We start from the raw sequence: 25,099 nt of genomic DNA on the forward strand, positions 1-25,099 counted from the left end.
AATTTACTACTGACGAGAATTTGCATTCTCTTATATGACACTCACTCGATGTTCAGTTTTCAAAGGGCAATTTCTCCAACAAAACCTGTACTGTCAAGCATTTCAAGTTTTGTCGGTTGTTGTCACCTCGTTTAGCGGCGACTTTTATAATATATCACATTCGCCTATCTTAATGCAAGCATTTTTTTAAAACCATTTTTCCAAGCTGCTTGATTAAGTTTTTTAAAAGGCAGCCGTTTTTAGCGGCGAGAATTAATTTAACACATCTTTAGTTTGAAAGTCAACCCTTAAAATAAATAAAATATCCGGCCACTCGAAAGCAGCCGGACGATAACAGCATTCTACTACTCTATCATACCTTCCACGGGGCTGCTGGCAGACGCATAGCGCTTCTTGGGAATACGGCCCGCCAAGAAGCCTTTGCGCCCTGCGATCACAGCCAGCTTGAACGCTTCGGCCATCAGAACGGGGTCCTGCGCGCCGGCAACAGCCGTGTTCAACAGCACACCATCCGCGCCAAGCTCCATAGCTAAGGCAGCATCCGCAGGACCGCCAATGCCTGCATCGACGATAATCGGAACTTTCGCTTCCTCGATAATAAAACGCAAATTGTTCGGGTTCACGATCCCTTGACCAGAACCGATCGGCGATGCTCCAGGCATTACGGCTGCGGCTCCCGCTTCCTGCAGCTTGCGGGCCAATATCGGATCGTCCGAAGTATAAGGCAATACGATAAAGCCTTCCTCTACTAGAATTTTCGTCGCCTCCAGCGTTCCTACCGGATCGGGAAGCAGCGTTTTCGGATCTCCAATCACTTCTACTTTGATCATATCGCAAAGCCCGGAAGCTTTGGCCAGCCGCGCAATGCGCACAGCTTCCTCTACAGTATAGGCGCCGGCCGTATTGGGAAGCAGCGTGAACTTTTTCAAATCTACCGTTTCCAAAAAGTTAGGCGCATCCGGGTTGTCGATCGGCAGACGGCGGATGGCAAAAGTCAATACTTCCGCATCCGAAGCTTGAACGGCCTGATCTTGAATCTTTAAATCCGAAAACTTCCCCGTCCCGAGCAGCAGCCGGGATTGAAATTCGTAAGGTCCGATTTTTAACGTGTCGCTCATGCTATTTAGCTCCTTCAACGATAGTTTTATTCAGCCGCCGCCGACAAAATGAACGATTTCGACATGGTCTCCATCGTTCAGACGGGCTTCCTCATACCGGGTTCGATCGATAATTACCCGGTTTAGTTCGACAACCAAAATTTTATTGTCAAGTTTAAACGCCGAGAGCAGTTCGGCTACGTTAGCCGCATTGTCCACTTCCCTCAGCTCCCCGTTCACGGTCAATCGCATCCTTATCACCTCCAGCCGTTTTGCCGATAAAGCAAAAAAAGCCACCCCGCAGGCGGGCCGGCCGAATGTTGTCTGCATACTTCAATATGCAGCTTGCTGGCATTCGTCCACTTCCCTACGCTGGTATAATCCAGTGATGCCTGCTGTACGCAGACTTCAAAACAGGTTCCAAGGGTCAAAGAACACGCTTCTTTTTCTCAGCCCCGCAAGTCGGAGCTCCCCTAGTGGCTATTTAATTGTCCAAGCTATTATAACACAACGGTCAGCTTTTGACATCCTTATACCGCATCTCCAGCACGGATAGTTCCGGATCATGGGTAAAGACGATCTCTTTAGCCAACGATTTTTTGACCAGCTTATTCAAGAGCAGCGGGAGATCCGTTTTGATGTCCTCCAGCTCAGGCTGCTGCTGCAGCTCCTGAAGGCTCCACGCTTCCTCGCGGCTGGCAAGCAGTTCGATCAGCGGCCTGCAGCAGCGCTCCATCTTGGACATGACGGAAAATTCGCTGGCCAGCAGTACCAATTGAACACGCTGTTTTAACGTCTCTTTACTTAACGTCAGCTCCTCGTACAGCTTGTATACGCCGGGATTGATCGTCTTCACTTGCCGCCAAACCGTTACCTCCGGATGATTGCCGGACTCGATAATGACGATTCGCGCCCAATGATGCAGGGCCTCCAATATATTGTTGTATGCATCGAGCAAATGCTCGTCTAAGATGTATTCTTTACTTTGCGAATAGCAGCGCAAAAATTTGGAGAATTCGATCAGCAGCTTGTGCTCTCTCAGCGAAGGCGGGAGCTCAAGCACATTATGCCGCAAGGTCTCCAAATACATATCCCGATCCAAAAGTATCTCCCCTTTTAAGATCCAATAAATAACATTGCGATACTCGCCGCGCAAAATCAGTTCATCCAGAGTATCCGGGCTTATCCATCTTTCTTGTATACGGCGGTTGTCTTTTATATAATGAACTTGTTGATGAGCACGTTCGTTATTGCTGCTGACAACCAGAAGCACAATGTCGAATCCGTCCGTGACAGCCGAGAACAAAGAAGGATTGTCGACGGCCGCTACGCTGATAACGGACTCGTCTTGACGGAGCCTTTCTACCCAATATGCTTTTAAGGAATCCATCGCGAAAGCCTCCTGACGATAGCCACATGCGTTCTTCATGAATAGTTATTTCTACATGAAGCCGCCGTTTCCTGCATTCTTTTGTGACCACACTCACAATTCTTACGAGAAAGAAGTGAAAGACATGAAATTCAAGTCAAGTAAAGTAAATGAATTCCGGCTGTGGGGGCTCCTGTTGACTATGGGCGGAATGCTTCTGATGATCCTCGGACTTGCCGGGATCGTCTTCGAATGGGGAGCAGCCGGCCGTTTGATTGCCGCCGTATGTATGGTCATCGGGGCCATTGCCATGCTGGTGAGCATGGGAATCTATTTTGCCGCGGGCATGATGTCGACCAGCGCGACGGTGATCGAATGTCCGGAATGCGGAAAGCCGACCAAGATGCTAGGGAAAACGGACCGCTGTATGTTCTGCAAAACGATTCTGACACTCGACCCGAAATATGCGCCGGCCGCCGATTCGGGAGCAACCCCGACGCATCCAGCCGGCGAAACGACATCACCGTAACCGCCTCTGACTTATTTTAGGTACATAAATAAACCGGCTCCACCATTATCGAAATCGATAAGGCGAGCCGGTTTATTTTGCTGTTGATCGTTATTTTTTCGGTGCTTCCAGTGACGCACTGATCCAGTTCCATGCCTCTGGGTTCTCGAAGCCTCTCCGCCACGATGCGACACCGGCCAAGTCGTACTTTTTCACAAGCTCGATGCGCGCTTTTACCGACGTTTCGTCTTCAATCCAAATTTTGTTGAGCTTGCCGTCTTCCGTGTACTCGATGTAATTTTGTCCCGTTTCCGGGGACAATACGGGAGTAAGCTTTTTCTCCTTGATGATGCGCTGCGGCATGTCCATAAACACGGCTTTTGAGCTCACATCGGTTTTGCCGTTCTTTTTCGTTTCGGTCCATACCCGCGTATAGAAAGGAATGCTGAGAATCAGCTTGGACGGCGGAATCTGCTCTTCTTTCAGCAGGTCGGAAATCGACTTCTCCACCCACGGCAGCGAAGCGACGGAACCGGCCTTCGGACTGCTCGCCCAATGCTCGTCATAAGCCATCAGCATCATATAGTCGAGCGACTGGATCAGCGCTTTCCGGTCGTAAAACATGGACCAAGCCTCGCTGCTCGATTTGGCGGTAACATCCATGGACACGACGAGGCCTTGCTCATGCATGAGCGGCGACATTTCCCGGACGAATTGAACCAGGTTTTGCTTGTCCTTCAAATTCACGTTCTCGAAGTCGATGTTGATTCCTTGCAGTGAATACATCTGCGCAAAGGCAAGCAGCTGCTTGATCATTTTCATTCGTTTGTCATAAGTGGAGAGTGCTTGGGTCGTCCGCTTCTGCTCGAAGCCGTTGCTGAAAAGCCCCCAGACTTGGTATCCTCTGTCGTGAGCCCATTTGACATAGACAGAATCGGCCAAGTTTTTGAGGTTGCCTTCGCCGTCCTCCAAATGAAACCACGTCGGACTGACCACATCCAGTCCCGGCATGTCGGGAATTTTGCTAGTATCCGGATTTTTCGTCACGACCTGCTCCCAAGTCATATTGATTTTGCCGCTGATAGGCTTTTTAGCCACGAACGGAGGCTCCGGTTCTTTCTTCGGGACCACTTCGTCCCGGTCGGCAGCAAGCTGATCCTTACGGACATATCCCATATAGCCGTTCGTCTGCTGCACCCGGTACCATTCGCCTTCCTCGCCCCATACGATCAAGCTCTCTCCCTGCTTCAAATCGGCATAAATCGGAGCTTTGATCGTCGGATCCCGCCGTATGGCAATCGTTTTGTCAGGCTTATCCGGAATGGTGATCGTCTTATACCAGTGAACCGTCTCCCCTTCTTTAAAAAGCAGAACGGCCCCCGTATCCGGCGATTCCCGCAGATCTATCTTATATAATTCTTTCAGCGGATCGATCGGCAGGTATAAAATCCCGTTCGCCTTTTCAAGCGGAAATTTGAGCGTAAACGGCTTTTCGTTGATCATCCCGGTCGACTGGCTGGTTCGAAGCCGGACCACTTTGTTTTGCGTCGTAATGATTGTCGATTCGCTCGCCTTCTCATAAACAAGCGTCGGATCGATCCGTTCCTTCACAATGTCGAACGGAAGCTTCAAGCTTTCCTTCTGCCCAACGGCGGGCTGGTCCAGCATACCGCCTTCGTAGAAGATCGGTTTAGGATTACCGTTAAAATCGGGTTGTTGATGCTGCCAATTGGGGACATACTTGATCCATAAGTAAGCGCCTAACATAAGACCGCATAGAAGGGCAAAAAACAACAGGACAAAGGTCGTCTTCTTTCTTTTTTTGCGGCGCGACCCGCCTCCCGCTTCGAACGTCGGTTCCATGGTTTCACTCCCGTCACATGATGAGGCAAAGCTGATAAATATAGAAAAAGGACGCGTCGACCCGCAGCCGCGGGAATCCAGACACGTCCATTATACCTTAATTCTACCAATCTATCATGTCGTCTGCTTCGCACAGTCCGAACAGATGCCGTACACTTCCACCCGGTGGCTTTTTACCTGGAATCCGGTCATTTCTCCGGCTGCCTGCTCCAAGTCGTCCAGCGGCTTGTAAGCGAAGTCGACCAGCTTACCGCATTCCTCACAAAGCGCATGATAGTGATCGGACAAATCCGCGTCAAAGCGGCTGGAATGGTCGCCATAGGTCATCTCCCGTACCAATCCGCTTTCGATAAATACCTTAAGGTTATTGTATACCGTTGCCACGCTCATGCTAGGAAAAAGCGGCGACAACGCTTTATAAATTTCATCCGCCGTCGGATGGGACATTGTATTGATCAAATAAGATAAAATGGCATGCCGTTGCGGAGTCATCCGAATGCCCATCGTTTTGAGTTTGTTAAGTGCCTGCTCCAATGAATGGTTCATCGTGTTCACCGCCTAATCCGGGAAAAGAGTGTATCCCTTTATTTTACCCGGATGTTCAACAAATTGTCAATTAGACCCCTGTATGGTAAGCCTGTCGTTGGTATGCAGCTTAATCGTGTATTTGCCGCTTCCGACCGTGCCTTTGACACTATCCTCTTGAACGGACAAAGGCAGATCGGTTTTGATATTTCTGCCTTCACCGTCAATCCGGTAGTCGCCTTTTTGCGGAAGCTTGACCTCCACCTTGCCGTGGGTCGTTTGTACGTCCCAGTCACCGTCGACAACCGTGCTGCTCACCTCGACACTTCCATTGGTCGATTGTAATTTTACTCCTTTAAACGTCCCCTGAGCGACAACGCTGCCGTTGCTCGTTTCCGCCTGCAGTTCCCCTGTCACATTGGCGATGTCCAGCTTCCCATTGGTCGATTTCAGCGTCGTATCCCCTTGATGGTCCTTCACCTGCATTTGTCCGTTGGTGGTTTTGAGCGTCATTGGCCCTACCGTGCGTTCCGATTGAACTTTGCCGTTGGTGGTCTCCAAATCGAACTCGCCCTGCAGATTCTCAAGACGGATTCCCCCATTCGTCGTATGCCCATAAAGACGCTGCTTAATCGGCAGTCCGGATGCGTCGATATTGCCATTGCGCATCTGCAGCTCCACATTGACTTTATGCTCCGCAGGCAGCGTGACGACCAGATCCATCCGCGGCTTGCGGTTTCCGAACAGAGCGCCGACGCCTTCGTATTCTTTGGCGACAGCCTGGATATTGAGCGTATTGCCGCTCACGCTGTGTTCCAGTTTGGATTCGTTCGCGAGTGCTTGCGCATCGTCTTCACTGACACCTTTAACGTACACCTTGACATCGACTTGAAGCTGGTCGACCGACCCGGACTTAAGAACAACGTTACCATTTTCATTGTCCAGCTTCACGTTGTCGACGGGAGCAGGTAGCTCGATGGCGGTAATGCCTTTGTCGAATTTCTTTCCCTCGGCCATCATATCAATCGTCCCGTTAACGGTCCAGCCGCTGAATTTTTTCAGAAGCTCGCCGCTCTGGGTGCTGACAATGACGATAGCGGCGATAAGCACCGCGAAAATAATCCCGCCGATGTCGAGCTTCAATTGACGATCGCTGTTTCTAAACTTGATATTGAACAAAATATATTCAATTCCGAGCAAAACAAACAACAGCGGCCACCAATCCGCCAGCATCGCAGTCAGGTGAGTGCCCGTCGTCTTGTCGGCTATTACGGCGCCGCCGACACATACGAGCAAAATTGCCGCCGTGTAACGGCCTGCCTTATGCATGCGAATTCTCTCCTTATTTTTTCCTGGATTCTTTATAGAACATGAAAACCCCGATGGCAATCAAAATAACGGCCCCAAACGACGAACCGACAAAGTCAAATACGCGTTCGAGCCACTGTGGCTTGCCTCCGGCCAGAAACAACAGCGCGCCCGCTGCGATAAGCGCGTAGCCGAATATGTTCCCTTGGCGCAATTTGCGCGTCGGCTTCTCGGGCGCAAACGGAGAATCCCCTTCCGTCCGGGGCTCGTCAAAATAAGCCGGATGTCCGTACCCGTTAATCCGATCCGTCTGCTGCAACGCATCGAAGATATTGTAGAAGTAAGTGACGGGCATAAGCAGCGAAAACAAAACGATCAGCGGAATGTTTTCCGATCCTCCCGTTGCGAAATATATAATGGCGAAAATATTCATCATAAACAGCAGCATGATCCCCAGGCCTCGCTGCATCAAACCCAAATATAATTGTCCGGTGCCCGGAATAAAAAACGACAATAACCCGGCTAGCCATTTGCTCTTATGAGGCTTCGGTCTGAAAAAAGGATCGAACGGCGGTTTTTGGGACTGCCCCCACCGCTCCATTCGCTCCCGCAAAAACTCGTCTTCCCGATCCTCACGATGGTAATGCGGGCCTTTCGGTTGGTCCTGCATTCGTAGTTTCCCTCCTTATGACAACAATTGGCGCGATACCGATTCGACGACGTGGAACAATTGAAGGGCGCCGGTACGAACATCGGCCTCCCACCGGTTCGGGTCCAAAGACGTCAGCTTCCCGAATACGCCGGAAATGATAAACAGGAACGTAGCGGCCATGGCGACCATCCCGTGAAGCAGCTCGGTACGCCAATAAGGCACCCATTTGCGCCGGGGCGAGGAAGGTTGCGCCTCGAACACCGGGCGATCCGGCAACGGCCGGTCCGATGAACGCAAAGCGGACATGACGCGGTCCGCCAACTCCGCAGGCGCCTGTTCGACGGCAAGCTGATCCAACATCAGTTCGACATCCAAGAAGTCGGACAGTCTCCCGCGGCATGGAGCGCAAGCCTTCATGTGACGCGCGATCCGATGGTATTCCAATTCGGAGCAGCTTTTATTCAGAAAGCGTAGCAGCTCTTGATCGTTTGGATGCATGATGGTCATGTCCCCGCACCTCCAGCCATTTTTCTTTAAGCAGCGATTTTCCGCGATACAATCTCGTTTCAATCGTCTTCATCGGCAACCCGGTCACATCCGAAATTTCTTGATACGACAACTGTTTGTAGTGATACAAATACAGAATGAGCCGGTATTTGTCCGGCAGGTCGGCAAGCAGCCGCTGCATCGTTTCCTGCTCTTCCTTTTGTAGGGCACGGGCCTCAGGCTCTTCCCGGCGGTCTCCGAACCAGCCCTTAATTTTGTCCAGAATTGCTTCGTACGGCTTGCGCCGCTGCGAACGCCTGTAGTCGGTGACCACATTGACGGTCATCCGGTAAAGCCAGGTTTTAAACTTGGCGTCGCCGCGAAAGTTGGCGAGGGAACGGTACAGCTTGATAAATACTTCCTGAGTCAAATCTTCGGCTGTTTCGCGATGTAAGGTCATGCGATAAATCAGCGTATAGATATAGTCCTGATAACGTGCCATTAATACCCGGTACGCTTCTTCATCACCTTGACGGATTAGGTCGACCAGCTGTTCATCCGTCATGCTCTCCACATTGCTCACCGCCTTGATCTGCGCTCTTGAAACCTTAGACGCCGTTCCTCCCCCAAACCCCTTCAAAACCATTCAAAAAATTTTATTTTAATCGCAGGAAACGGAACGGACGCCATCTAGCCGCATCAGATCTTCGACGGTTTGGCTGACATTGTTGCCTTTGGCAAGCCTCAGCGTGAGGGTGATATGAATTAAGTCCTCTTCTTCCGAAGGCATCTCTTCGACGGAAAGCTTCTGGATTACGCTTCCTTTGTTCGCAAGCAAAGCGGACACTTTGCCGATCAAACTCGGCGTATCCAGCGCTTTGAGCTGAATATGGCGCAGCTTTTTGGCGCGGAGGTATTTTTTCTCCACTAAGTTAAGCACAAACAAACTGATCAAGGCAAACACGCAGCTCAATGCGGCCGGATAATAAAAGCCTGCTCCCGTCGCAAGACCGATAGCGGCCACTACCCATAGAGAAGCGGCCGTCGTGAGGCCGGTGATCGATTTGCCTGTATATAGAATGGTCCCCGCGCCGAGAAATCCGATTCCGCTGATGACTTGGGCCGCCAGACGGGCCGGGTCCAACCGCACGTTGTCCAGCTTGGAAAATTCGGAAAAACCATACATAGATAAGAGCATAATCAGCGTGGAACCGAGGCAAACGAGCATGTGCGTGCGCAGTCCGGCGGCATGGCTGCTCTGCTCCCTCTCGATCCCGATCAAGCCGCCGAACAGCAGCGACAATACCAATCTGAGCGTAATATGCAATGTGTCGATCGTCCATGGATCATGCATAGATGAAACCGCCTCCTTACCAACAAGATATTGATGACTATTGTAACACGTCGCGCTCTTCTGATGGAGGCCCGGTAAAAATATTCCGCAGAAAAGTCATTGACTTCGGGACAGTTGCAGGTAGACTAAAGAAGTGAAACGTTTAAATTAGCGTGGGACGAGTACTGGAGGAATGGTGCTTCATGAAAAAGGAAACGAACGAACGGAGACGTCTCGTTCTCCGGCTTGCGGCCGAGCAGGCTCTTGCTCTGCCTCTGCTAGATAGCGGCTATTGGTTTCATAAAGATTTGCGCGACAACTTTTATTTTGCTTCCCATCTGTTTGCCTATGTAGCGGAAGGTGCTCCCGGTTGGAGCGAGGAAAACCGGCAAGCGGCGGCCGGCCTGTCGATCCGGATGCTTCGTCAAGTACTGGCGCTGCAGGATCAAAATCCGGACAGCCCGATGTACGGGCATTGGCCGCTAAATCTGGGAGCCGATCCGGCCGCGGCGAAGCCGCACGTACTGCCGGTCGAGCTGATGGGATGCCTGCTGATCCTGTTCCACGAAAAGCTGCGGCACGCGCTGCCCCGAGAACTGGACAGCGAGCTTCAAGCGGCTCTGCAGCACATTTACAAAAGTGGCGTGTACCGCCACCCGCTGGCATCGATGCACCATCACGAAGCGAAGCATACCGCATTAAAGCTGCTGCTCGGACAAGTATTCGCCGACGAGGCGCTGCTTCGGGAAGGGACGGCATGCGCCCGCCGCCTGTTAGACCACGTACGTACGTTCGGATTCAAGGAATACGGCTGCCTCCCTTGGCATTGGCACTGGATTCAAGCTTTCACTTGCGTATGGGAAATCGTTCAGGATGAACAAGCGCATGAGGTCGCGGAGGAGCTGCTCGAATATTTGTGGAAACTTCGTGCGGAGTCGTATTTGCGCGGCGCTTGGGTCGGGCCGCAGTCCCGGATCTGGCCGCACGATGCGCCGAAGGATACAAATACGCCGCATGACTATATCCAGTTCGGCGATTTTCCGGCGCCGACGGCGTTTCCGCGTCTGGAGGGAGCGGCGCTCTTCAGCTATGAAGTATCGGTGGCTGTTCGGGAGGCGGCCATGAACCGCCAAGCGGCTTGCGAGCTCAAGCGCAAAATCCGTTTTGCCGGAGCCGACGAGAAGGTCGAGTCCGAAGCACATACGTATGCCTATTTGACGAACGACTATGCCCTCGGGGGCATTTGGGAGCGGCGCGACGAATTCGATAACGAACAGCTGCGCTGGGATGTCTCGCTGCCCTTGGATACAGAAACGGCCGCGCTTGGCGTAAATCAGCTGTACTTCTTTCATCCCGGGGCCTATTACACGCCGGGCGACGACCGCCACGCCAGCTCTTACGGACAGGTGTTACTGGACAAAGATACGCTCATCGCCGTCTGGGACGTGCCGCCGGACGCCGAGGCCGCCGATACGTTGGTCGGATGCCTACCCAAAGGCGAATGGCACATCGAAGAGCGAAGCGGCTACGGAAAGCTCGGGCAGGTCTTCGTCGCGGTCCATCTGATGCAGCCGTTAAGCGTGACGGAGCAAAACGACCGCCTGTCCGCAGCATCGCTGCTCTCTAACGGACGGAACGCAGTCGTGGTCGAAGCGATGGGAGTGGCGGAAGCGGAAGCAGGCGGCGTCTTTACGCTAGAAGACTGGCGCGCCCTTGCAGGCGCTTCGGATAAACAGCCCGCCTTCGAAGACGGAGAAGGGGCCTTGTCGGTTGTTTATACGACTCGCCGCGGCCACCGCTTGCAGCTGACCGTACGCGGTGAAACCATTGTACAGCGTACGGTTGACGGAGTGACGGTTGCCTTTGACGACTATACGATTTTTTGAAATTGCGTCAGCGTAATGCCAGGCGCGAGCAACTGGACCTGTACCGGCTCGTACCCGTGCTTTTCGTAAAGCCTCACGGCCGGCGTATTGTTCGTGCCCGTTGCGACTTTAATCACCGTTCCCGGCGGGACATGCTGCTCGATATGCTCCAGCAGCCGGCTCGCAATCCCATGACGGAACCAATCGGGATGCACCATCATTCGACAAACGGTCATTTCCTTGGGCGATTGCTTGCAGGCTGCCGCTCCGACAAGCCGCTCATCCAAATAGCAGCCGAAAAAAGCTTCCCCTGACTCTCGAAGCGAAAGCGGCGAATCGATAAGCGGAGGAATTTCTTCGAAGCCTACAAGTTCCGCTTCGATACGGTATGCGACCTGCTGAAGCGATAGCAGCTCCAGCGCGGCTTTCAGATCGTTTAAATCAATTGGTCTGATCATGAGGGTGCAGCCTCCTTCAAGCCTCATTTGACAGCGGAGGCACTTAGATTGCCCTATATTTTACCAAACGAAACGTTGTCTCACAACAAAAGAGGCTATCCCTAGCAAATGTTTGCCTTGGGACAGCCTCTGTCGCTTTTCCAGCTAAGGAAAGCCTTAACGGTTCAGGACCTCGATAATCAATTTGTTCACCAATCCGGGGTTGGCTTTCCCCTTCGTCTCTTTCATTACTTGACCGACCAGGAAGCCGACGGCTTTCTCTTTGCCCGCTTTGAAGTCTGCCACCGATTGCGGATTGCCCGCAACGATCTGCTCAACCACGGCCAAAATCGCGCCTTCGTCGCTGATCTGCACAAGCCCCTGCTCCTCAACGATCGTCTGCGGGGCTTTGCCCGTTTCCAGCATCGTTTTAAAGACGGTTTTGGCAATTTTGCTGCTGATCGTCCCCTTCTCCATCAGTCCGATCATTTCGCCGAGACCTTTGCCGGTCACTTTGACATCCTGCAGCTCTAGGTTGTTCGCGTTCAAGTAGCCGAGCAAATCGCCCATAATCCAGTTGGCGACGGCTTTGGCGTCTTTGGTGAAGTTCAAGCTTTCCTCGAAAAAGTCGGCCAGCTTGATCGACGACGTGATGACCTCCGCGTCATAGCTCGGCAGTCCGTATTCGCTGACGTACCGATTCTTGCGGGCGTCCGGCAGCTCGGGAATCGATTCGCGGACGCGCGCTTTCCATGCGTCGTCGATGTGCAGCGCCACGAGGTCCGGGTCCGGAAAATAACGATAGTCGTGCGCTTGCTCCTTGCTCCGCATCGTCAGCGTCTTGCCCTGCGCTTCGTCCCAACGGCGCGTTTCCTGTACGACTTTGCCACCGCTGTCCAGCACGTCCGCCTGACGCCATTCTTCGTATTCCAGTCCGCGATGTACGCCACGGAACGAGTTCATGTTCTTCAGCTCGGCCTTGGTGCCGAATTCCTTCTGCCCGTAAGGGCGCAAGCTGATGTTCGCGTCGCAGCGCAGCGAGCCTTCCTCCATTTTCACGTCGGAAACGTCGCAGTACTGCATGATCGCTTTCAGCTTCTCCAGATACGCCCGCGCTTCCTCAGGGGAGCGGAGGTCCGGCTCGGAGACGATCTCGATCAGCGGCGTGCCGACGCGGTTGAAGTCAACGAGCGAGGCATGACCACCGTCGACGTGCGTCAGCTTGCCCGCATCTTCCTCCAAATGCACGCGCGTAATGCCGATGCGCTTCGTTTCGCCGTTGACTTCGATTTCAATCCAGCCATGCTCGCCGACCGGCTTGTCATACTGCGAAATTTGGTACGCCTTCGGGGAATCGGGGTAAAAATAGTTTTTGCGGTCGAATTTGCTCTCCGTTGCAATCTGGCAGTTAAGCGCCATCGACGCTTTCATCGCGTACTCCACCGCTTGCTTGTTCAGCACGGGAAGCACGCCGGGATGTCCGAGACAAATCGGACACGTATGGGTGTTCGGCGGAGCTCCGAAGGCGGTGGAGCAGCCGCAGAAAATTTTGGAGTTCGTGTGCAGTTCAACGTGCACTTCGAGCCCGATGACCGTCTCGTATTTCTTGTCGGTTGCTGCTGTCACTAAAGGTGGCTCCTTTCTATTACAGCTGCGGACGCTGCTTGTGGAAGTCGGTTTGCTGCTCGTAAGCGTGAGCAACGCGCAAAATCGTCGATTCGTCCAGCGCCTTGCCGATAATCTGCAATCCGATCGGAAGACCGTCGGCAAAGCCGCAAGGAACGTTGATGGCCGGAATGCCGGCGAGGCTGACGGGAATCGTCAAAATATCGTTCAAGTACATGGTCAGAGGGTCGTCCGACTGCGCGCCGATCATAAAGGCCGGCGTCGGAGCCGTCGGTCCGATAACCACGTCGTATTTTTCGAACACCTGCTCGAAGTCGCGCTTGATCAACGTACGGACCTTTTGCGCCTTCAAGTAGTAGGCATCGTAATAACCGGAGCTGAGCGCGTACGTTCCGAGCATGATGCGGCGCTTCACTTCGTCGCCGAACCCTTGGCTCCGGGATTGGATATACATATCAAGCAAATTTTTCGGATTGTCCGCGCGCACGCCGTAACGTACACCGTCGAAGCGCGCCAAGTTGGAGGACGCTTCGGAGGAAGCGAGCAAATAATAAGTCGCAACCGCGTATTCCGTATGCGGCAGCGATACTTCTTCGACGATCGCACCTTGGCCTTCCAGCACCTTCAAAGCGGTCAAAACGGCATCCTTCACCTTCGGGTCGATGCCTTCGCCCAAATATTCCTTCGGGACGGCAATCCGCAGCCCTTGCACGTCGCCGGTCAAAGCGCTGACGTAGTCCGGAATGTCCGTGTTAAGCGACGTCGAATCGAGCGGATCGTGCCCAGCGATCGCCTGAAGCAAATAAGCGCTGTCTTCGACGTTTTTGGTGAGCGGACCGATCTGGTCGAGCGAGGACGCGAACGCGACCAAGCCGAAGCGGGAAACGAGCCCGTAAGTCGGCTTGAGGCCGACAATGCCGCAGTATGCCGCAGGTTGACGGATCGAACCGCCGGTGTCGGAGCCGAGTGAGAAATACACTTCGCCGGCCGCTACCGCCGCCGCAGAGCCGCCGCTGGAGCCGCCCGGAACGTATTCAAGATTCCACGGATTGTGCGTCGGATGGAAGCTGGAGTTTTCGTTGGAGCCGCCCATCGCGAACTCGTCCATATTCAGCTTGCCGATGCTGACCGCATCCGCTTCTTTAATTTTCCGAACCGCTGTTCCGTCATAAATCGGATTGTAGTTGCGTAAAAATTGACTGGCGCACGTCGTCGTGACGCCTTCGGTTACCATGTTATCCTTGATGCCGATCGGCAGCCCGAACAGCAGCCCGCGCGTTTCGCTGCCGCCTGCCTTGGCGTCCAGCTCCTTCGCCTTCGCCCGGGCGTTCTCCTCATCCAACGTAAGAAACGCCTTCACTTTGCCGTCAACAGCGGCAATGCGTTTATAAGACTCGTCCACCAGATCGGAGACGGTAATTTCCTTCGCATGAAGCTTGTTATGCAGTTCCTGCAAGCGCAAATTAAACAAAGACAAGCACAAGTCCTCCCTTCAGGTTCGCCTCGGTAGATTCCACACTTATTCTAGTACAGCAGGCACTTTGATCTGCCCGTCTTCTTCATCCGGGGCGTTAAGCAGCACTTTCTCAATCGGCAGCGACGGTCTGACCTCGTCTTCGCGCATAACATTGACAAGCGGCATCGCGTGGCTGGTCGGTTCGACATCGTCCGTGTTCAATTGCTCCAGCTGCCCGGCATATTTCAATATGGCGTTCAACTGCTCGGTAAACTGCTCTTTCTCGCGGTCGCTCAACTCCAGTCGGGCGAGAGCGGCCACGTGTTCGACATCCTTCACGGTTATGCTCATTCCTGCACCTCACTCTACTGACAATCATTCTTATTATTATAGCGGAGTTAAAGATTGAACTCAATTGGGAACAGCGTGATTTTGCCTAAAAGAAAAAGAACCGGCAGCGTCCCTTACAAGGCCGCATCACGATTCTTTCGTTTCTACTCTATTACTTCTACTTAATTAAGCGAGCTTCAAATCCAAGCCCTCAAATTGACTTGCTTGATGAAATCTTCCTTAGACTGAACTTCTTTGTTCGTCTCCGCCACGATTTCTTCCGCATCACCGTTCATGACCCGTCGGAACAGCTCTTCGTTCTTCGTCGCGAGCGCAAAATCGATCAGCGCTTCTCGTTCCAGCCGATCCACTTCCTGCTGAATGAGTACTTCCTCCAGCTCGACATCGGCACCCGGTACGAAGTAATGCTTGTTCACTTTCGGAATCCGAACCACGTAATCGAACACATTGTCCGCATTGCGGTCGTACGCAATAATATATCCATATTCACCGATCGGCAAATTTTGTTCGAAGCTGTCGCCAATAATAACGATCTTCTGTCCCAGACGCAGCATGGACGTTCCCCCTCTTGGTCAACCGGCCCTTGCCTTGGATTCATGCTCTGCCTGCTGTCTTAATTTAAATAGATGCATAATGTTAAGGAATTTGTGTATGACGCAATGAATCTCTCTTGCAACGGTCGCAGAGCATTTATGATGTATTCTATTAATTTTATCATCTTTTCGAGGGTTAGGCAATGCGATAAGCCTCGTCCGTGCGAACGAAAAGTATCCCGCTTGTCTAGTGGCAAAAGGACTCTATGCTGTTCCAGCCAATCTATCTAAGAGACAGAGATTGCTAGGCTAGATCGGTAGGGATTGGCCTTCAATTTTATCTTTTTTGTGCTAAAGTAATTAAAAGGAAACAGCTTCCCTACTATATGCGTTTGAAAAAAAGGAGCAAATAAGCGGAAAGGTGTGGGGTATTCATGACAGACCATTTGAGGTTTCCGATCGGGCAGTACGAGGCTCCGGCAAAGCCGGATGTGGAGATGATTGCGGCTTGGATCGATGAGATTGCCCAGCTGCCGCAGCTGGTGAGAGCGGCTGTTCAAGGAGCCTGTGAGACACAGCTCGATACGCCGTACCGGCCGGGAGGATGGACGGTGAGGCAGGTCGTTCATCATATGGCGGACAGCCATATGAACAGCTTCATCCGCTTCAAGCTGGCATTGACGGAGGAAGTGCCCGTCATTAGGCCGTATCGAGAGGAACGCTGGGCGGAGCTGCCGGATACCCGGCAAGCCCCGGTCGCGTTATCGCTTGCGCTGCTGGACGCCTTACACGAACGATGGGTATTGCTGCTGCGCGGACTCTCGGATGAGGAGCTTGCAAGAGAATTTCGCCATCCGGACAGCGGCATCATCCGGCTCGATCAAAATATTGGGCTGTACGCTTGGCACGGCCGGCACCATTTGGCGCACATACGCCTTATAACCGGATGAGCCCTTCGCGCGATACGGTCAGCTTCTCGAAGCCGGTGTCCGTCACCGCGTAGCTGTTCTCGATCCCGACAACCCCTCGCCCGGGGAAGGTGAACTTCGGTTCGATCGCAATAACCATCCCCGGCTCCAACGGATAGCGGAAGCCTTTGGCGAGCACAGGCAGCTCGTCGACCTCCAGACCGATGCCGTGACCTAGAAATTTGACCTGATCGTCGCCGAAGCCCATATAATGGTCGCCAAGCCCTGCTTCCTGGGCCATGCCAAGCGAATGGATGTAGAGCTGCTCGCACAATATACCGGGCTTCAGCATCGATTCGACGCTGCGGATGATTGCCTCGGATACGTCGTATGCCTGCCGCAGGTCGTCCGGCAAATCGCCGATCACGGCCGTCCGGGTCTGGTCGATCACGTATCCGTCGATGCAGCATCCGATATCGATCAGGATCGGCTCGTTCCGCTCGATCGGCCGTCTGCTTACGCTCTGCGGTACTGCCGGACCGAGTCCTTGACCGCCCGCAGGGCCGTCAAAATAGGTCGGCTTGGCAACTGCTTCGCCTGCGCCGATCACCCCCGTAAGCACTTCTTGGTTATATCCGCGCAAACGCATTACCCCGATATGTCCGTGCAGCCGGATATAGTGCTCGACGGCGCTCATCAGCTCCAATTCGGTCATGCCCGGCTCAAGCCTCGTTAGCGCATTCTCAAGAGCGCCGTCGATGATTTGTGCAGCTTCGCGGATACAAGAGATCTCGCGTGGCGATTTGATCATACGCGTCTCGCGGATCAGCATGGACCCGTCCTTCCACACAACGTGAGGAAGCACGCTTTGCAGCCGCTGCCACTGCTGTACGGGCAGCACGTCGAATTCGGCGGCAAGCGTTACGGCGGAGCCGGAGGCGAGCTGCGGAAACGTCTGGGCCAGTTGGGTGCCGAAAGCACGGAACGAGCCGAGCGGTTCTACTGCGACTGCGGATTCCTCCTGTGCGCGTGCGACACTCCGGCGAACGTAAAAGCGCGGCTCACCTTCCGCAGGAACGAACAGATAACCGGTCTGCATAGAGCCGGTCAAATAATACAAGTCCACATTTTGCGTAATCATCATGCCGTCAAGCTGAAGGGCCTGCAGCTTCTGCTGCAAGCGCCCGATGCGTTGTGCGTATTCGTTCATGTTCAGTCCCTCCTATGGCAGAAATCTGTATCTCTACATTACCTGCCGCAACTGGAAAATGCAAAGAGGAGCTACTTTGAACGAAAAAGACTCCGGTCGATGAGGGTTAACGGAATCGGACGCTGGCAACGCTGCTGAGCACAACCGGCTCGCTGCGGGAAAGACCGAGCAAAGGCTGGTTCAGTTCGACGATGGCAACGACGGACGGCCCATAAATCGTCACCTGAACGCTGCGCGTCGTTTGCTTGGCTGTGCCGGTGTGAACGGTAACCGTTCGCTGAAGCACATAAGGATACGCGGGACTGGTGATAAATTCCAAATGATGCACGACGGGAGCCTCGTGAAGATGGCTTCCCTCTTTCGGCGTCAGATCGCTGTCCAGCTTCAGGTTCAGTTGAAGGTACCGGTAAAAATCATCCGTCCCCTTCATGCTGTCCCACACAAGCCGGCCGAGCGCCGCCTCCTCCGGCACGATATCCAACGAGGCCGCATGCGCAGCTCGGTCAAGCAGCGGTTTGGTTTTGTTCATGCCGTACGTTTGCATCATCCAATTGAACGCAATGACCCAAATAAAGGCGGCTGTCATCATGCCGAGCAAGCCAAACAGCAGCAAATGCGCGCTCCCCTTTTCATCCTTCAGCAAGCCATACGCTTCCGCTCTCAACCGACACTGCCATGCCCGCCGCACACGTATCTCCCTCCTTTTAAAACAGCAACATTGCTTCGAGTTATTCGTAAGCTTCGCTTTTTCCGTAAAGCACCAAATTATAAAACCCTTCTTGGGCCGATGCGTTCCCTCCGCCTCCGATGGCGTTCAGCATGCGGCTCAAATTCGGCGCGGGATACTTGAGGACGAGCTTCACCGTCGGGTCAGCGGCATCGCGAAGCACTTTGCTCCGAGTGCTCCCCGTATAGGATGGATAGGCCATGCCGTTCACCGTCACGTCCCCCATCCCGAGCGAGGCTAACCTGGCGTTCATATTGGACTCCACCGTCTGGCTTAAATAGCCGACCGCTTCCATTTCCTTGAGTGCATGATTGGCAATCGTATTCAGATGATCCGCCTTCATCGTATAGACGAAGAACGGGACGATCGCCAGCGAAAGAAACAGCAGCACAGGCATTAAGAAGAGCGTTACGAGGACGTTGGCCATCCCCTGCTCGTCCTGCAGAAAAGCAGCGATTTTGCTTTTCACTACAACATCACCGTCAATTTGTGACATAATCGAAGCTGCGCACCTGATTCGTAACCGTCGTATGACCGTTGCGAACCTGCTGCTTCAGACCGGCGCCGCCGGCCGGTTGAAAAATATAAATCGAAATGCCGAAAATGAGCACGACCGCTAAACATAACGTAATTAGTTTGCTCATGGTTCAAGGCTGCTTCAAGGTAGCTTCGCCGCTTGTTTGATTGACCGTTGCCTGGGTCACGCTCTCGTAAAGTTTCGTTCCCTTGCCCCCTACCGCAGGACCAACCTTCGATCCGGCTACAAACATAGCCGCTCCGCCGAGCAATACCGTCAATAAGCAGGCAATAACCAGTTTTCCCACAGGCTCTCATCCTTTTCTGTCGTTTTGATTATGGTGCGGTCGTGCTGACCGAGCCGCTGTGTACATCCACCTGGGCTCCCGAGATGCTTGTGTTGAGCCTTCCTCCCTTATCCCCTACTGCCGGACCGACCTTCGTTCCTGCGACGAACATCGCCGCACCGCCCAGCAGGACGGTCAACAAGCAGGCAATGACTAGCTTTCCCATGGCTCTCTCCCCTTTGCGATCGTTATCGTTTCATTGAAACGCATGGTTGATTTGCGTGTTCGTCTTCGTTCCCGCCGTTCCCGTCGCCGGTATGATCTGCGCGCCGAGTACATATAGCGTAGCGCCTCCTAGTAGCACCGCCATCAGCATGGCAATTACGATTTTGGACATCCGTGTCCCGCCTTTCCCTGTGCCTAACCTTCGAAGCTTGTCATCAGTTGCTCGGATATGGTGACAATCCATGGGTACAAAAACAGCAGAACGATAACGGCGAACGGAATCATGATATAAAAGCTGATCCAAATCGGCGCGTTCTCCAGTTTCCGTTGGATATCCGCCGTCAGCGTCGCTTCGATGCTGGCGGTCTGCTCTTTGAGCACTTTGGCCATTTCGTTCGTATCGGCTTGGCAGACCGCATCCAAAGCGTTAACGAGCGGGAACACCTCCGAGATGCCGACCGCTTCCTTAAAGCGCCAAATGGCAGCCCGCTGGTCTTTGCCCCACATGACCGTCAGCTCCTGCAAATGCGGCTTCAGCAGCTTGAGCGGCCGTCCGGCGCGAATCAGCATTTCCCGAATGTCCGCCTTCTCGCTGACACAGATCGACAGCCGCTGAGATAGCTTGGCGATTTCGAGCAGATATCCGGTTCGCTTCTGCGCCGCCGCCACATGGACGAACAACAGCGGGGTCCACCAGCCTAAAGCGGTGCAAAGCAGCAGCTTGAGCCCCAATCCGAACCACGGGCCAAGCCCCGGATTCGCAAGCAATTCGGGGCTTGCCGCCGCTTGGGCCATAAAACCAACCAACAGCATCAGGAGAGCGAGCCCTGCGCGAAGCAAACGAAAGCGCTGATAGCCCCAGTCTGCAGGCAGACCGGCCAGTCGGGCTTTCTCGGCAAACGCGCGCGCCTTGGGACTCAACGCTTCCTCCTGCCGGTCCATGACAAGCATCCGATGCTCCCGCTGCTTCAGCGTTTCCAGCATCATCGCCAAACGGCTGGCCCTTCCAAAGCGGACGCGTCCGAGAAGCGGGAACCACAGCAGCGCGCTGCCTGTTATGAACAACAGGGCAAACAGCGCTTGAAAGGCCAGCATCCATCCGTTTGAAACCATCCCTGTCATGAGCCATTCTCCTTTCCGGGATGAAGAATATTGCGTCGCCACAAAAGTTTTGCATACCACTGATGATCGCTTAAAACGCTTTGCGGCCCGACTTGATGACCATGATCATCGAAATGAACATGACGGCGCTGGAAGCGATCAGCAGCGACTTGCCGACCGGATCGACGAAATAGTGGCGGTAATTTGCTCCGTCCGCATAAATGTTGAAGCCGACAACGAAGAAAGCGAAGCCGATCATAAAGGTCGTACCGAGCCGGTAAACGGTAATCATCGCAAGCCGGTTCTCTTCGTGTCGCTTGGCCGCTTGCATCTTGCCGACCAAGTGATGCAGCGATTCGGTGCCGTCGGTGCCGTAGTGCGAGCCGATTAGCAGCAAATCCGCGAGATCGTCGGCCCATTCGCTTTGAATTCGGCGTGCAAACTCGTACAGCGCTTCATCGACCGATTTCATATGAAGTGCGAGCTCCAAGCGCCTCCATTCACTTTGGACCTCGTCCGGCATCGTCTTCGACGCTTTGACGATCACTTCAGCCAGCGTCAGCCGGGAGCGGTAATGGCCGATCAAGTTCTGCACAAGCATGATCATGCGGTTCGCAATGCGGTGCCGCTTACGCTGAACGCGAAACCGGACATAAAAATAAGGAAACGAGCCGAGCAAAAAGGCGATGGCGCCGCTCAGCGCCCATACGTGAAAGCCCTGCAGCCGGTCCGCGCCGACGGCAAAACGCTGCTGCATCAGTTGCACGGCCGCATCCGAACCGAAAAATCCGACAAACGCCAACAGCAGCATGACTGCGCCGATCACCTCGACCCCGATCTTGAGCTCGGCGACTTCCATTTCCTCGGCCAGATGCCGAACAGGTCGAAGCCCGGTAAGCGAGCCTCCCAAGGTTCGGCGGCCGGGATCACCCCCGAGCGACCTGAAGCGGCGGCGCCGGGCCGCTCCGGCTCCCGTCATTCGCAACAGCCACAGCACCAGCAGCAGCGATCCGACGATCCAACAGCCGAAGAGCAGGCCCTTTAGACTCCCTTGAATTAGCTGTGCCGATACGCTCATGCTCCCCATACCCCCAATTCCCGAAACTCGTCGGGAGTGGCTCCGTTTGCCACGAGATGGTCCATCAGCGAACGGCTGAACCGCTCACCGGTAAACCTCCACGTCTGCCGTTGAAAATCCCATTCGACAAGCGGACGAATATGTACCGTTTGCCGCTCATCCACGGAAAGCTCCGTAATTTCCGTCGCTACTCGAACCGGCTTTCCCCCGATGCGCACCAGCCGCAAAAACACAATAAGGTTAAACGCCCGGGCTACGCGTCTGACGGTATCGGTCTGGTCATGCTGCCGCCCGTCCTGCTTGATCATATCGACGACGTCGCTGATGAACGAATCGCGGTACTTCGTATGCATCGTGCCCATCATGTCGTGACCGCGCAGCGCGCCCTGCACCATCTGGGACACCTCGGAGCCTTTCGCTTCACCGACGATCACCCAATGCGGGCTCATCACAAGCAATGGCTTGAACGATTCCTCCATGCTCAGCCCGATCTCATCCACTTCCCGGACTGCCAAAATGTTCCGGATCCCCCGCAGCCGCCCACGGAGCGCGACCTCGAATTCTTTCTCCAGCGTCCGAATCCGTTCGTTTTCCAGAATTTCCTGTGCCAGCGCGAACAAAAACGTCGTCTTGCCGGTCGCCGTGCCCCCGCCGATCAAAAAGCTGGCATGGTAGCGAACCAGCAGGCGCAGGAGACGCGCCATCGGCTCGTTCAACGTATGTAAATCGGCCAGCAGCTCAAGAGTCACGTCCTTGACGATGAAATTGCGGATATGGATGCTCGGGACATCGGAATACGGCGGCCGGGTCATCACGAGCCGCGAGCGGTTCCACAAATAGGACTGGATAAACGGCTGCCGCTCGTTGATCGGCTTTTTACCGCACAGCGCCAAACGGTCCTGCAGCAGCAAAACGTCGGCAGGCGAAGCGAACCGGCGGGTGTGACGTATCATCTCTCCGCCGCGAAGAAGAAAGATGTCGCAGCCGATGACCTGAACCTCTTCCACGTCGGGCAATCTGTACAAATCCTCGATCAACCCCGCACCGCACGTGTCGGCAAATACACATTCCGTCGGGGTCAGCGGCGGCGTCAGCGTGTCCGGTTCGATATCGATGCGGTATTCGGTCAGGAGCGTATCGATGACCGCTTTCATCCTTACCTGCGCCAGCGGCTCGCCAAGTCCGGCTTGCAAAATATCTTCGTACAGCGCCTGGTCCTTCTTGGAGCGCTCGGTTAAATGCTCGTACACCAGCTTCACCGCATCGGCAAGCGGCATCCGCTGCACTCCTTTTTTATGTCCGGCCGCGTTCAGGCTGGAAAATGAGGCGGGCATACGTCCACGCGCCTGGTCCGCCTGAATCAGATCCTTCAAATATTGCCCGGCGTCGAAACGGGTTCTCGGGCGCATCCGCCCTCCCGCTCGATGGGCTGTCAGTAATGACAAGTCCGTCCCTCCTATCCGAACAAGGCGCTCAATCTGGAGATCCACCCCGGTTTACGCCGTCGACCCGGGGCAAGATCCGTTCCCGGTACGTCTCCTTCCGCACGCTTCGTCAGCAATGCCGCCAGCCCGTCGATCGCTTCCGTGAACGGCTCCGCCTTCGGCATCAAGTAAAGGGGCACCCCTTCATGCACGGCTTTCATGCCGAGACCGCCGGGCGCATTCGGAATCGAAGCGCCCAAAGACATGTGCAGCGCATCCGCGATCCGTTCGGGCTTATCGTCCGAAGATGCGCGGTTGAGGATCAGCGAGATGTCGGACGGAGTCAAGCCGCAATATTTCCAATAGCAGTCAAACCATTCGCGCCAACTCGTGCGGTAGGAAGCATAATTGTTCTGGGCGACGAGCCAGCGGATGTCGGCTCCGCGAACGGTACATACCGTCGCGGCGTTATCCGGGTAGGCATTCAGATCGACCAGCGTCACGTCGAATACGGATCTGGCCGTCTGCAGCAAATGCGCCATCATTTCCGGCGTCATATCGAGCGCGGTATCGCGGCGGGGCGAGCCGGTCAAAATATGCAGGCCGTTCATCTTCCGATATGTGATGCACGAATCGAGTAGATCTTCCGGCTGCAGTGTTTGCGTCTGCAGCTTCGGCCGCAGCTTGAACTGGCTGCGGTCCGTTTCCGTCAAATTCAGCTGCGAGCGAATTTCCGGGTTACGCAGATTCCCGTCGATCAGCCCGACGCGCAGACGGTTCGCCGAAGCCAGCGCAAGCGCCGTATTGACGGCGACCGTCGTCGCCCCATCCTTGCTGCTCGCAGACCAGACGGCAACCACGATGCCGCTTCGCTTATCGCCCGCCGCTTTGCGGACGCTGCGTCCTTCGACGGAAGCGGCAAGCGCCTCGAACGTCTCCTGATCCGTTCCGCCCAGCGGCAAAACGGCGAAACCGAGTGTCTCCGCCAGCCGCGTCAACGCCTCAAGCATGAACGAATCGTATACGGCCTCGTCCGGGGCTACGATGACGCGGGCCTGAGGCTGCTTGCGCCGGATCTCCGGCATCCAATCCCAAGGATACGAATCGTAGAACAGGCCGGTATGGACGGCAACGACGTCGAACGGTTCTTCCAACCGCGCGAACAACCGGTCGCGATGCTGTACCGTCACGATGCCGTCCGAATCCGAGCCGGAACGGCTTAATTGCGACCCCAGCAGATCAGCGGCGCCGGCCTGCGGGTGTGCGAACAATAGATTCATGATGCCGGTTTCACCTCCGTTGCTTTGAGCCCTGGCGAAGCGCCGCCGTTCCCCTGCGCAGCGGCGGGCTCCTTTTCCTTGCCGCTGACTTGGCTTCGATTCAGCTCGCCTTTCACTTGAACCTGGGGCTTGGTTTTGCTGAACAAATCCGCTTCCTTAAGCTCCTGAAACAATCCCGTTACTGTTCCCGAGGCGGCGGCGTGCGCGGACAGATCGGGCAGCGCCAGCTTAATCTTCCCGCCGATGCTGCCGAGCACGTAAGCCTCGTACACCTCGTCGTTCATTATATAAGTGTTCAGCTCAGGCTTCCCGTTTGGCTTGGAACGGGCATTCTGCAATTGGATCTGGTTCGGCTGAACGACCGTTTCGATCGTCGCTCCATCCGCTACCTCCAGCCCTTCGGCCGTTTTGATCGCCGTGACCGGGAGCTGCTCGATAATTTTGACCGCGCCGACGCTCCATAGAACGCCGGAGCCGGTCGTGACGAACTTGGGCGTCTCGAATTCGACCCATACGTCGACGCGGTCGCCCCGCCGAACCATATTGTTGACATTGACGGCCGCATCCGTCTTGAAGCTGAAATAACGCTCTCCCGCACGGGGTACGGTACTGCGATCGGTCAATTTCCACGAAACCAGCTCCTCGCTGTCCGCAATCGGCACAAGCACCGTCTTGCCGATCAGCGCGTCAAGGTCCGTCACGGCTTCGGAGCTGTGAGCCGCCAGCGGAATAACCGCCTTGCGGAGCATGGAAGCCTCGACGACTTCCCCGCTTTGCAGCATCCTTACCGGTTTGACCGTCGTCATGGTGCGGACTTGAATTTCGGTATGCTTCATGAACTGCCAATATCCGTATATCGATCCCGCCATCAGCACGCAGCCCAGTGTGATGACGATCCATGCTTTCTGCAAACCGCTACCTCCTCCTGTTCTCT

General features: G+C 54.5%; 30 protein-coding genes. 3 read left to right on the top strand and 27 right to left on the bottom strand.

The features are described from left to right. Window positions 1-344 precede the first annotated feature (344 nt). From ET33_RS18130 to ET33_RS18140, 3 genes are all read right to left on the bottom strand, one after another. Entirely contained in the window at window positions 345-1,118 is a 774-nt protein-coding gene (locus ET33_RS18130; protein ID WP_036684788.1) for a thiazole synthase, read from the bottom strand. A gap of 30 nt (window positions 1,119-1,148) precedes the next feature. Next, entirely contained in the window at window positions 1,149-1,349 is a 201-nt protein-coding gene (gene thiS / locus ET33_RS18135) for a sulfur carrier protein ThiS (protein WP_036684790.1), read from the bottom strand. 262 nt (window positions 1,350-1,611) lie between these two features. Next, the gene (locus tag ET33_RS18140; protein WP_036684792.1) at window positions 1,612-2,487 is read right to left on the bottom strand and encodes a nucleotidyltransferase-like protein; all 876 of its coding nucleotides are present in this window, start codon (window positions 2,485-2,487) and stop codon (window positions 1,612-1,614) included. Between the two features lie 124 nt (window positions 2,488-2,611). On the opposite strand from ET33_RS18140, the gene ET33_RS18145 reads away from it, so the two are divergent. Next, on the top strand, window positions 2,612-2,995 hold the full coding sequence (locus tag ET33_RS18145; protein ID WP_036684795.1) for a DUF2614 family zinc ribbon-containing protein: 384 nt from the start codon (window positions 2,612-2,614) through the stop codon (window positions 2,993-2,995). A 90-nt stretch (window positions 2,996-3,085) separates the two neighbouring features. On the opposite strand, the gene ET33_RS18150 is transcribed toward ET33_RS18145, so the two are convergent. The 7 genes from ET33_RS18150 to ET33_RS18180 form a co-directional block, all read right to left on the bottom strand. Continuing rightward, the gene (locus ET33_RS18150; RefSeq protein ID WP_036684796.1) at window positions 3,086-4,837 is read right to left on the bottom strand and encodes a glycosyl hydrolase family 18 protein; all 1,752 of its coding nucleotides are present in this window, start codon (window positions 4,835-4,837) and stop codon (window positions 3,086-3,088) included. A 114-nt stretch (window positions 4,838-4,951) separates the two neighbouring features. Further along, entirely contained in the window at window positions 4,952-5,383 is a 432-nt protein-coding gene (gene perR, locus ET33_RS18155) for a peroxide-responsive transcriptional repressor PerR (protein WP_036684799.1), read from the bottom strand. A gap of 66 nt (window positions 5,384-5,449) precedes the next feature. Next, a complete protein-coding gene (locus ET33_RS18160) occupies window positions 5,450-6,691 on the bottom strand; it encodes a DUF4097 family beta strand repeat-containing protein (protein ID WP_036684801.1) in 1,242 nt (413 codons plus the stop codon). A 13-nt stretch (window positions 6,692-6,704) separates the two neighbouring features. Continuing rightward, on the bottom strand, window positions 6,705-7,340 hold the full coding sequence (locus tag ET33_RS18165; protein WP_036684803.1) for a hypothetical protein: 636 nt from the start codon (window positions 7,338-7,340) through the stop codon (window positions 6,705-6,707). 15 nt (window positions 7,341-7,355) lie between these two features. Then, a complete protein-coding gene (locus ET33_RS18170; RefSeq protein ID WP_036684805.1) occupies window positions 7,356-7,829 on the bottom strand; it encodes a hypothetical protein in 474 nt (157 codons plus the stop codon). After that, the gene (locus ET33_RS18175; protein ID WP_063761668.1) at window positions 7,780-8,373 is read right to left on the bottom strand and encodes an RNA polymerase sigma factor; all 594 of its coding nucleotides are present in this window, start codon (window positions 8,371-8,373) and stop codon (window positions 7,780-7,782) included. The genes ET33_RS18170 and ET33_RS18175 overlap by 50 nt, the downstream gene beginning before the upstream one ends. A gap of 96 nt (window positions 8,374-8,469) precedes the next feature. Next, entirely contained in the window at window positions 8,470-9,162 is a 693-nt protein-coding gene (locus tag ET33_RS18180; protein ID WP_036684810.1) for an MgtC/SapB family protein, read from the bottom strand. A gap of 182 nt (window positions 9,163-9,344) precedes the next feature. Here ET33_RS18180 and ET33_RS18185 point away from each other — a divergent pair, with 182 nt between their 5' ends. Next, complete coding sequence (locus ET33_RS18185; protein ID WP_036684812.1) at window positions 9,345-11,027, top strand: hypothetical protein; 1,683 nt, start codon at window positions 9,345-9,347, stop codon at window positions 11,025-11,027. Here ET33_RS18185 and ET33_RS18190 read toward each other — a convergent pair. From ET33_RS18190 to ET33_RS18210, 5 genes are all read right to left on the bottom strand, one after another. Beyond that, complete coding sequence (locus ET33_RS18190) at window positions 11,012-11,464, bottom strand: GNAT family N-acetyltransferase (RefSeq protein ID WP_036684815.1); 453 nt, start codon at window positions 11,462-11,464, stop codon at window positions 11,012-11,014. The two genes, ET33_RS18185 and ET33_RS18190, sit on opposite strands and share 16 nt — an antisense overlap. Before the next feature lie 156 nt (window positions 11,465-11,620). Beyond that, window positions 11,621-13,069, bottom strand: a complete 1,449-nt coding sequence (gatB, locus tag ET33_RS18195) for an Asp-tRNA(Asn)/Glu-tRNA(Gln) amidotransferase subunit GatB (protein ID WP_036684817.1) — start codon at window positions 13,067-13,069, stop codon at window positions 11,621-11,623. Window positions 13,070-13,088: 19 nt separating this feature from the next. Further along, entirely contained in the window at window positions 13,089-14,546 is a 1,458-nt protein-coding gene (gene gatA / locus ET33_RS18200) for an Asp-tRNA(Asn)/Glu-tRNA(Gln) amidotransferase subunit GatA (protein ID WP_036684820.1), read from the bottom strand. Window positions 14,547-14,588: 42 nt separating this feature from the next. Then, window positions 14,589-14,876 (bottom strand): Asp-tRNA(Asn)/Glu-tRNA(Gln) amidotransferase subunit GatC, encoded by a 288-nt coding sequence (gene gatC, locus ET33_RS18205; RefSeq protein ID WP_036684822.1) that lies wholly within the window; start codon window positions 14,874-14,876, stop codon window positions 14,589-14,591. Between the two features lie 176 nt (window positions 14,877-15,052). Beyond that, entirely contained in the window at window positions 15,053-15,430 is a 378-nt protein-coding gene (locus ET33_RS18210; RefSeq protein WP_036684824.1) for a hypothetical protein, read from the bottom strand. A 413-nt stretch (window positions 15,431-15,843) separates the two neighbouring features. Here ET33_RS18210 and ET33_RS18215 point away from each other — a divergent pair, with 413 nt between their 5' ends. Beyond that, a complete protein-coding gene (locus ET33_RS18215) occupies window positions 15,844-16,359 on the top strand; it encodes a YfiT family bacillithiol transferase (RefSeq protein ID WP_036684826.1) in 516 nt (171 codons plus the stop codon). Here ET33_RS18215 and ET33_RS18220 read toward each other — a convergent pair. The 12 genes from ET33_RS18220 to ET33_RS18255 form a co-directional block, all read right to left on the bottom strand. Beyond that, window positions 16,346-17,527, bottom strand: coding sequence for a M24 family metallopeptidase (locus tag ET33_RS18220; protein ID WP_036684828.1), 1,182 nt, complete (start codon window positions 17,525-17,527; stop codon window positions 16,346-16,348). The genes ET33_RS18215 and ET33_RS18220 overlap by 14 nt on opposite strands. A gap of 106 nt (window positions 17,528-17,633) precedes the next feature. Continuing rightward, window positions 17,634-18,215: a hypothetical protein gene (locus ET33_RS18225; RefSeq protein WP_081890373.1), complete on the bottom strand. Its 582-nt coding sequence runs from the start codon at window positions 18,213-18,215 to the stop codon at window positions 17,634-17,636. 40 nt (window positions 18,216-18,255) lie between these two features. Further along, on the bottom strand, window positions 18,256-18,723 hold the full coding sequence (locus tag ET33_RS18230; protein ID WP_235206747.1) for a hypothetical protein: 468 nt from the start codon (window positions 18,721-18,723) through the stop codon (window positions 18,256-18,258). 13 nt (window positions 18,724-18,736) lie between these two features. Continuing rightward, window positions 18,737-18,898 (bottom strand): hypothetical protein, encoded by a 162-nt coding sequence (locus tag ET33_RS39260; RefSeq protein WP_010502157.1) that lies wholly within the window; start codon window positions 18,896-18,898, stop codon window positions 18,737-18,739. 3 nt (window positions 18,899-18,901) lie between these two features. After that, window positions 18,902-19,078, bottom strand: a complete 177-nt coding sequence (locus ET33_RS39265) for a hypothetical protein (protein ID WP_010502154.1) — start codon at window positions 19,076-19,078, stop codon at window positions 18,902-18,904. 28 nt (window positions 19,079-19,106) lie between these two features. Next, entirely contained in the window at window positions 19,107-19,283 is a 177-nt protein-coding gene (locus ET33_RS39270; protein WP_164824350.1) for a hypothetical protein, read from the bottom strand. Window positions 19,284-19,313: 30 nt separating this feature from the next. Beyond that, the gene (locus ET33_RS39275; protein WP_167336436.1) at window positions 19,314-19,454 is read right to left on the bottom strand and encodes a hypothetical protein; all 141 of its coding nucleotides are present in this window, start codon (window positions 19,452-19,454) and stop codon (window positions 19,314-19,316) included. A gap of 23 nt (window positions 19,455-19,477) precedes the next feature. Then, window positions 19,478-20,404 (bottom strand): hypothetical protein, encoded by a 927-nt coding sequence (locus ET33_RS18235; protein WP_036684834.1) that lies wholly within the window; start codon window positions 20,402-20,404, stop codon window positions 19,478-19,480. A gap of 70 nt (window positions 20,405-20,474) precedes the next feature. Then, complete coding sequence (locus ET33_RS18240; protein WP_235206748.1) at window positions 20,475-21,461, bottom strand: type II secretion system F family protein; 987 nt, start codon at window positions 21,459-21,461, stop codon at window positions 20,475-20,477. Further along, complete coding sequence (locus ET33_RS18245; RefSeq protein WP_235206749.1) at window positions 21,458-22,906, bottom strand: ATPase, T2SS/T4P/T4SS family; 1,449 nt, start codon at window positions 22,904-22,906, stop codon at window positions 21,458-21,460. Before ET33_RS18245 ends, ET33_RS18240 begins: the two co-directional genes overlap by 4 nt. A gap of 11 nt (window positions 22,907-22,917) precedes the next feature. Then, window positions 22,918-24,165, bottom strand: a complete 1,248-nt coding sequence (locus ET33_RS18250) for an AAA family ATPase (RefSeq protein WP_051775424.1) — start codon at window positions 24,163-24,165, stop codon at window positions 22,918-22,920. Next, window positions 24,162-25,076 carry an SAF domain-containing protein gene (locus ET33_RS18255; RefSeq protein ID WP_036684842.1) on the bottom strand — a complete coding sequence of 305 codons (915 nt, stop codon included), beginning with the start codon at window positions 25,074-25,076 and terminating at the stop codon, window positions 24,162-24,164. The genes ET33_RS18250 and ET33_RS18255 overlap by 4 nt, the downstream gene beginning before the upstream one ends. Window positions 25,077-25,099: the final 23 nt, after the last annotated feature.

The organism is Paenibacillus tyrphae (genome assembly GCF_000722545.1).
In the GTDB taxonomy this organism is placed as follows: domain Bacteria; phylum Bacillota; class Bacilli; order Paenibacillales; family NBRC-103111; genus Paenibacillus_G; species Paenibacillus_G tyrfis.

Coding starts and splice junctions, on each gene's coding strand:
- ET33_RS18240 (WP_235206748.1), bottom strand. CDS start 21,461: ATGAGCGTATCGGCACAGCTAATTCAAGGGAGTCTAAAGGGCCTGCTC.
- thiS (WP_036684790.1), bottom strand. CDS start 1,349: ATGCGATTGACCGTGAACGGGGAGCTGAGGGAAGTGGACAATGCGGCT.
- ET33_RS39260 (WP_010502157.1), bottom strand. CDS start 18,898: ATGAGCAAACTAATTACGTTATGTTTAGCGGTCGTGCTCATTTTCGGC.
- ET33_RS18140 (WP_036684792.1), bottom strand. CDS start 2,487: ATGGATTCCTTAAAAGCATATTGGGTAGAAAGGCTCCGTCAAGACGAG.
- ET33_RS18180 (WP_036684810.1), bottom strand. CDS start 9,162: ATGCATGATCCATGGACGATCGACACATTGCATATTACGCTCAGATTG.
- ET33_RS18220 (WP_036684828.1), bottom strand. CDS start 17,527: ATGAACGAATACGCACAACGCATCGGGCGCTTGCAGCAGAAGCTGCAG.
- ET33_RS18190 (WP_036684815.1), bottom strand. CDS start 11,464: ATGATCAGACCAATTGATTTAAACGATCTGAAAGCCGCGCTGGAGCTG.
- ET33_RS18160 (WP_036684801.1), bottom strand. CDS start 6,691: ATGCATAAGGCAGGCCGTTACACGGCGGCAATTTTGCTCGTATGTGTC.
- ET33_RS18185 (WP_036684812.1), top strand. CDS start 9,345: ATGAAAAAGGAAACGAACGAACGGAGACGTCTCGTTCTCCGGCTTGCG.
- ET33_RS18250 (WP_051775424.1), bottom strand. CDS start 24,165: ATGAATCTATTGTTCGCACACCCGCAGGCCGGCGCCGCTGATCTGCTG.
- ET33_RS18165 (WP_036684803.1), bottom strand. CDS start 7,340: ATGCAGGACCAACCGAAAGGCCCGCATTACCATCGTGAGGATCGGGAA.
- ET33_RS39275 (WP_167336436.1), bottom strand. CDS start 19,454: ATGTCCAAAATCGTAATTGCCATGCTGATGGCGGTGCTACTAGGAGGC.
- ET33_RS18130 (WP_036684788.1), bottom strand. CDS start 1,118: ATGAGCGACACGTTAAAAATCGGACCTTACGAATTTCAATCCCGGCTG.
- ET33_RS18175 (WP_063761668.1), bottom strand. CDS start 8,373: ATGACGGATGAACAGCTGGTCGACCTAATCCGTCAAGGTGATGAAGAA.
- ET33_RS39270 (WP_164824350.1), bottom strand. CDS start 19,283: ATGGGAAAGCTAGTCATTGCCTGCTTGTTGACCGTCCTGCTGGGCGGT.
- ET33_RS18210 (WP_036684824.1), bottom strand. CDS start 15,430: ATGCTGCGTCTGGGACAGAAGATCGTTATTATTGGCGACAGCTTCGAA.
- ET33_RS18215 (WP_036684826.1), top strand. CDS start 15,844: ATGACAGACCATTTGAGGTTTCCGATCGGGCAGTACGAGGCTCCGGCA.
- ET33_RS18145 (WP_036684795.1), top strand. CDS start 2,612: ATGAAATTCAAGTCAAGTAAAGTAAATGAATTCCGGCTGTGGGGGCTC.
- ET33_RS18150 (WP_036684796.1), bottom strand. CDS start 4,837: ATGGAACCGACGTTCGAAGCGGGAGGCGGGTCGCGCCGCAAAAAAAGA.
- ET33_RS18170 (WP_036684805.1), bottom strand. CDS start 7,829: ATGACCATCATGCATCCAAACGATCAAGAGCTGCTACGCTTTCTGAAT.
- gatC (WP_036684822.1), bottom strand. CDS start 14,876: ATGAGCATAACCGTGAAGGATGTCGAACACGTGGCCGCTCTCGCCCGA.
- ET33_RS18235 (WP_036684834.1), bottom strand. CDS start 20,404: ATGACAGGGATGGTTTCAAACGGATGGATGCTGGCCTTTCAAGCGCTG.
- perR (WP_036684799.1), bottom strand. CDS start 5,383: ATGAACCATTCATTGGAGCAGGCACTTAACAAACTCAAAACGATGGGC.